Annotated in this window: 6 protein-coding genes; all 6 read left to right on the forward strand. The window is 46.4% G+C overall.

The annotated features are described in order from the left end of the window. Positions 1-182: 182 nt before the first annotated feature. The 6 genes from accD (at position 183) to QUB61_RS37485 (ending at position 5,144) form a co-directional block, all read left to right on the forward strand. Positions 183-1,133 (forward strand): acetyl-CoA carboxylase, carboxyltransferase subunit beta, encoded by a 951-nt coding sequence (gene accD / locus QUB61_RS37460; protein WP_333136248.1) that lies wholly within the window; start codon positions 183-185, stop codon positions 1,131-1,133. 381 nt (positions 1,134-1,514) lie between these two features. Then, the gene (locus tag QUB61_RS37465; RefSeq protein WP_333136250.1) at positions 1,515-1,706 is read left to right on the forward strand and encodes a translation initiation factor IF-2; all 192 of its coding nucleotides are present in this window, start codon (positions 1,515-1,517) and stop codon (positions 1,704-1,706) included. Between the two features lie 145 nt (positions 1,707-1,851). After that, the gene (gene psbV, locus QUB61_RS37470) at positions 1,852-2,340 is read left to right on the forward strand and encodes a photosystem II cytochrome c-550 (protein WP_333136252.1); all 489 of its coding nucleotides are present in this window, start codon (positions 1,852-1,854) and stop codon (positions 2,338-2,340) included. A gap of 249 nt (positions 2,341-2,589) precedes the next feature. Then, a complete protein-coding gene (gene psbV2, locus QUB61_RS37475) occupies positions 2,590-3,090 on the forward strand; it encodes a photosystem II cytochrome PsbV2 (protein ID WP_333136254.1) in 501 nt (166 codons plus the stop codon). Between the two features lie 125 nt (positions 3,091-3,215). Continuing rightward, the gene (petJ, locus tag QUB61_RS37480; protein ID WP_333136256.1) at positions 3,216-3,554 is read left to right on the forward strand and encodes a cytochrome c6 PetJ; all 339 of its coding nucleotides are present in this window, start codon (positions 3,216-3,218) and stop codon (positions 3,552-3,554) included. A 576-nt stretch (positions 3,555-4,130) separates the two neighbouring features. Continuing rightward, positions 4,131-5,144, forward strand: a complete 1,014-nt coding sequence (locus QUB61_RS37485; protein WP_333136258.1) for a CHAD domain-containing protein — start codon at positions 4,131-4,133, stop codon at positions 5,142-5,144. The last annotated feature ends 454 nt before the right edge of the window (positions 5,145-5,598 follow it).

Consider the following 5,598-nt stretch of genomic DNA (forward strand, 5'->3'; position numbering starts at 1 on the left):
TTAGTCATTAGTCATTAGTCATTAGTCATTAGTCATTAGTCATTAGTCATTAGTCATTAGTCATTAGTCATTAGTCACTAAACAACTAGCAATTGACAACTAGCAACTGACAACTAACAATTACTAATTACCAATTACCACTTCCCAATTACCAATTACCAATTCCTAATTACCAACTTTTAATGTCTCTATTTGATTGGTTTGCAAATCGACGAAAATCAGTACCGAACTCCCAAGAACGGCCGGAACGAGAAATTGCGGACGGACTTTGGAATAAATGCGAAGCTTGCGGTGCCCTCAGTTATACCAAAGACCTGCGAGCAAATCAAATGGTTTGCTTGGAATGCGGGCATCATATCAGAGTTTACAGTGACGATCGCATCGAGCAATTGATCGATCCCAATACCTGGATGCCCATTAACGAAGGACTGCACGCCACAGATCCCCTGAAATTTCGCGATCGAAAAAAATATAGCGATCGGCTGCGAGAATTTCAAGAAAAAACAGGCCACCTAGACGCCGTAGAAACAGGCATCGGCAAACTCGAAAATTTGCCCGTCGCCCTCGGAGTCATGGAATTTCAGTTCATCGGCGGCAGCATGGGATCGGTAGTCGGAGAAAAGCTGACTCGCCTCATCGAACACGCCACGCGGGAACGCTTGCCCGCCATCGTTGTCTGCGCTTCAGGCGGTGCGAGAATGCAAGAAGGAATGCTCAGCTTGATGCAAATGGCTAAAATTTCCGGGGCTCTGGAACGCCACCGGGAAGCGAGACTGCTTTACATCCCGATTTTGACCCACCCGACCACCGGCGGCGTCACCGCCAGTTTTGCCATGCTGGGAGACATTATAATTGCAGAGCCAAAAGCTACTGTGGCCTTTACAGGCGGTCGGGTAATCGAGCAAACTCTGCGGGAAAAGCTGCCGGAAAATTATCAAACATCCGAATACTCCTTCGCCCACGGTTTTGTAGACTTGATCGTACCCCGGACTCAATTAAAGAAAACTCTCGGTCAGCTCATCAGCCTCCACCAGCCCCAGCCGTTCTTGGCAGGCTCGGAATTCTCCGCCCTCGATGGCAGCGACGGCCACCATCGGCCCCCGCAGACTCACGCTTTCAAGCTTTCTCCCTAAGCAGCAGCGCCCGATGATTGTCGGTTGGTGAGTCCGGGGGAGAGACGAAAAATTTCCTCAGAATGGCTCAAAACCCGGTTTCGAGGAAAAATATTGAGTTTGGTAGCCAGACATTCACGCAGACACCGGGTTTTGATCCCAGAGCGCGCAAGTCCTATTGGTAATAACGACCCAGCAGTGGGATGATATTGATCGGAAGTTGATTGGCCCTGAAGTTGGGCTGGGCAAAAATGCCTAGTGGCAGTTAGCGGTTAGTTAGCTTGCGATCGAACAAAATCTCAGAACAAACTAACAGAACAAGCTAACAGCGCTTTCTGAAATTGTCCGGCTTTGAGTTAATAGCCGTCAACTCAATTTTGACCTGTCAGCGACCTAAAAATTATGGGTTTTGCAGACCTGTCCATCGCAGAAATAGCAGAGGACTTCAACGTCCCTGTTGAAGAAGTGATCAGCTTGTGTGACGAGTTGGAAATTGCCTACAAGCACCCTCAAACCCGTTTGGCTTTGGAGGATGTTAAGGCAATTATGACCGCTCTCGAAAAAAGGCGCGACTCAAAACTTCTTGCAGATTAGATCGCAAAATTCCTCTACCTTTAAAGGTATGGCTGCACCAACTTTCGCCAGTTGTTGCAGAAAGAGGGAATTTTGAACAGAAATCTGTTTGCCAGCTATGCTCTCTTAGCGTTCAATAATTTGCCAGATTTTTTTAAGGAGAACCATGCTTAAAAGATATTTCATTGCTCTGACCGCTGTCTTCTTGACATTTCAGTTATTTGTCAGCAGTGCGATGGCTATCGAACTGACTCCTGAAGTTCGCACTGTGCCTTTGAATGACAAGGGTGCTCCGGTAGTGCTGAGCCTCAAACAAGTTAAGGAAGGCAAACGCCTGTTCAATTCGGCTTGCTCTCAATGTCACGCTGCAGGCATGACCAAAACTGACCCCAACGTGAATTTGAGTCCGGAAACTCTGGCTTTGGCCAACCCGCCCCGGAATAATATTGAGTCGCTGGTGGACTATATGAAAAATCCCACGACTTATGACGGGTTTGAGGAAATTTCGGAACTGCATCCGAGTACGAAGAGCGCGGATGTTTTCCCTGAGATGAGAAATCTCTCGGATGACGATTTGTCCGCCATTGCCGGTCACATTCTGGTGCAGCCGAAAATTGTCGGAACGCAGTGGGCTGGTGGCAAAGGCGCTCGCTAATCGATTTTAGATTTTAGATTTTGGATTTTGGATTGGGGATGGGGCTGCGGTTTGGCAAGGATTGCTGGCTGGCTGTGTTTCTATCTAAAATCTGAAATCTAAAATTTACCCCCTGCTCATAGATTCTCGCCAGTCGAACCCGCCGACATCAGCTTGGGGACTGGTTGAGGGCGACGACAGCCCGAGTGAAACAAGAAAATTCGATTTTGTGAGCAAATGTTAGTGAATAATTGATGGTTCTACGCCCTTATGCTGCATCGTGGTGTTTTTGTCTGCTTTCTGTTGGGGATGTTAATTATTTTGCCGCTCGTGCTGTTGGCTCCTCAACCTGTTTTGGCTGCTGCCGATTCTTACGTGAATAGGTATTTACAAGCCAGCGAACCTGTGGCTTTGGAGTTGGACTCCCAGGGACATACTCGGTTGTTTTCGGCTCAGGATTTGTCTGCAGGCAAGGTGTTGTTCGAGCAAAATTGCCTGAATTGTCACGTCGGAGGAGCTAATTTGCCCGATCCGACGATATCTCTGTCTTTGGCTGACCTCAAGGGGGCAACGCCTCCCCGCAACAACATCAATAATTTGGTGGCGTATCTGAGAGAACCGATGACTTATGACGGTACTGAGGAGACTTTTTGGTGCCGCCAAGTGCCCGAAAGCTGGATGCCCCAAGCAGAAATCGAAAAATTGGCGGCTTTTGTGATCCGGGCCGCTCAGAAAGCTCCGGGCTGGGCCGTGGAGAATTTTGAGAGTTGAACTACCGCTGCCAAAAAGTGGTAAATTACTCGGGAGAAAGCGATGCGACTGAGCGATCGCGCCTGTTTTAACAGGTAAAATATCTAAAGAATCACCCTTTGCGTGTCCATTAGAGGAGAACTGCGTTGAAAAGACTCTTATCGATCGCCCTATTAGCGTTCGCAATTTTTACCGTCGGCTTTGGTCGCCCTGCTTTGGCAGGCGATGCGGTTAAAGGAGCTAAAATCTTTAGCTCGAACTGTGCTGCTTGTCACATCGGTGGCGGCAACGTGGTTATGGCCATGAAAACCTTGAAAAAGAGTGCTCTTGAGAAGTACGGCATGAATTCTCTCGAAGCTATTACCGCTCAGGTAACTAAGGGCAAAAATGCTATGCCTGCTTTCGCCGGCCGCTTGAAGCCCCAACAAATTGAGGATGTAGCAACCTACGTGCTCCAGCAATCTGAGAAAGACTGGAAAGGCTAAACAGCTTCTTTGAAGTCGGACAAGCTGGGCGGGCTTGATTTAATTTAAAACTTGTCCTCCCTCACGCACCCTCTCTCTCTCTTTGGCAAATAAATGTCGAGAAAGCAGCCATCTTAACCTGTTTGGGAAAGAGCGCCAGAAATCAGATTTTTATTAGCGATTGGGCGAGGGAGGGTAATTCTATTTTAGATTTTAGATTTTAGATTTTAGATTAAAGAATTGAAGATTTGAGAGTGCTAAATGCTGACTTTGGATTTTAGATTTGAGAATTGAGAATTGAGAATTGAAGAGTTGAGAGTGCTAAATGCTGACTTTGGATAAATTGTCAAGCACCTTACGTTAACAAGGCTTACGCATGGGGGCGCTTATTCGCGGTTGCTACGAAAAATTTGCGGCGAGTCACGAGAAATCACCGAAGAAACGGAGTTTCTGAAATCAGCGTGCGATCGAGAATTAATTAAGAATTATTATTGCTGCGGTTCATAAATTAAAGTATGTGCTAGGATATAACCCCTTATTAGCAAAGCTTTGAAATCGAGATTAAAGTCGATCAGCAAAGTGGACTCTACACCTGCCATGAATATAAAAACATCAGCAAAAGTTAAAACTCAAGTTAAAACTCTCGGAGACGCCGCATCTCAGGCGATTGAGAAATATTTCCGCAAAAGTGTAGAGCACGAGGCTGAAGTTATCAAAGACAAAGATGCCGAAGAACTTCATCAAATGCGCGTGGGATTGAGACGTTTGCGATCGGCTGTAACGGGTTTTGCTCCGGTTTTAGACTTGCCAAAACAGGCTTCAGAAGGCAAAATTGGTAAGGTGGGGCGGATTCTGGGAACGCTCAGGGATTTGGATGTGATGCTCGAAAGTCTCCAAAACCGCTATTACCCGAATTTGCCGGCTGACGAACAGAAAGTTTTGGATAAGGCTTTGTTGAATTTGCTCAAACAGCGCTACCGGGCTTTGAAAGGGGTGAGGGCGATTTTAGAGCACAAAACCTACGAATCCCTGAAGGAGTCGATCGAGGATTGGCTGGAAAAACCGCAGTATCGGGCGATCGAACATTTGCCAATTGCTGAGGTTTTGCCGGATTTACTGTTACCTCAAGTCAGTGAGTTTTTCCTACATCCGGCTTGGCTGCTGGGCACAGAATATGAGGATGGCAAAGTTAAAGTTGCTGATGATTTGAATGCTGAGGCTGTCGAAGAGAAGCTAGCAGCGGAAGGAACTATTCTGCACGATTTGCGGAAGCAAGCGAAGCGGGTTCGCTATTTAATGAATCTGTTTGGGGATTTTTACGGCGAGACTTACGAAGTTTATGTCGAAGATGTGAAAGCTGTTCAGGAATGTTTGGGCGATATTCAAGACTGTGAAGTTTTAGGGGAGTTTCTGACAGATTTTGTCGATCGCGATTTGAAAAAAGAGTTGCCGAAATTGGCTGATATTTTGGCAAAAAATCGCTACGCAGCTTGGCAAAAATGGCAGGCTTTGCAGCGCAGGTATTTGAATTCGGAAATTCGGAAAGGTTTGCGATCGGTATTAATTCATCCTGTGGTTGAAGATCCTGCTAAGGTGGATTCGCCGCAGTAATTGTAGTGGGTTTGCAGTTGCGCTTGGGCGCGATTTGGGCGCAACTGCAAGCAATATCAAGTCCGGTTCATTCGTCCTTGTATAATTTGCGATCTGGTAGGGGCGGGTTTTACCAACAATCTGTGCCTAAGACCAATAATCTCATAAACCCGCCCCGCCCATACACGAAGGATGCTAGCGGACATAATAAGCTGTACTGCATTTAGATTGTACCTTTGGGGCGCACTAAGAGTGCCCGCTCCACTCATGGTTTCAATAAAAATAAGTGTAAAAATTAGATGCGCGCCAGCTTATAACAAATAAGATTTTGGATTGATGAAAGAGCGATCGCGCTTCACAGAAAAAGAGCGATCGACCTTAACAATTACTCTTTCTAGTAAGCTGTTTCGCATTAAAACTGGTATAATAATAAATCACAAGTCACATAAAAGCCAGAAGTATGCCTGCCAAAAAT

It is taken from the genome of Microcoleus sp. C2D2 (assembly GCF_036702495.1).
Lineage (GTDB): Bacteria > Cyanobacteriota > Cyanobacteriia > Cyanobacteriales > Microcoleaceae > Microcoleus.

Bases quoted from the DNA above. Each gene is read 5' to 3' on its own strand.
- accD (WP_333136248.1), top strand. From the start codon at position 183: ATGTCTCTATTTGATTGGTTTGCAAATCGACGAAAATCAGTACCGAAC.
- QUB61_RS37465 (WP_333136250.1), top strand. From the start codon at position 1,515: ATGGGTTTTGCAGACCTGTCCATCGCAGAAATAGCAGAGGACTTCAAC.
- psbV (WP_333136252.1), top strand. From the start codon at position 1,852: ATGCTTAAAAGATATTTCATTGCTCTGACCGCTGTCTTCTTGACATTT.
- psbV2 (WP_333136254.1), top strand. From the start codon at position 2,590: ATGCTGCATCGTGGTGTTTTTGTCTGCTTTCTGTTGGGGATGTTAATT.
- QUB61_RS37485 (WP_333136258.1), top strand. From the start codon at position 4,131: ATGAATATAAAAACATCAGCAAAAGTTAAAACTCAAGTTAAAACTCTC.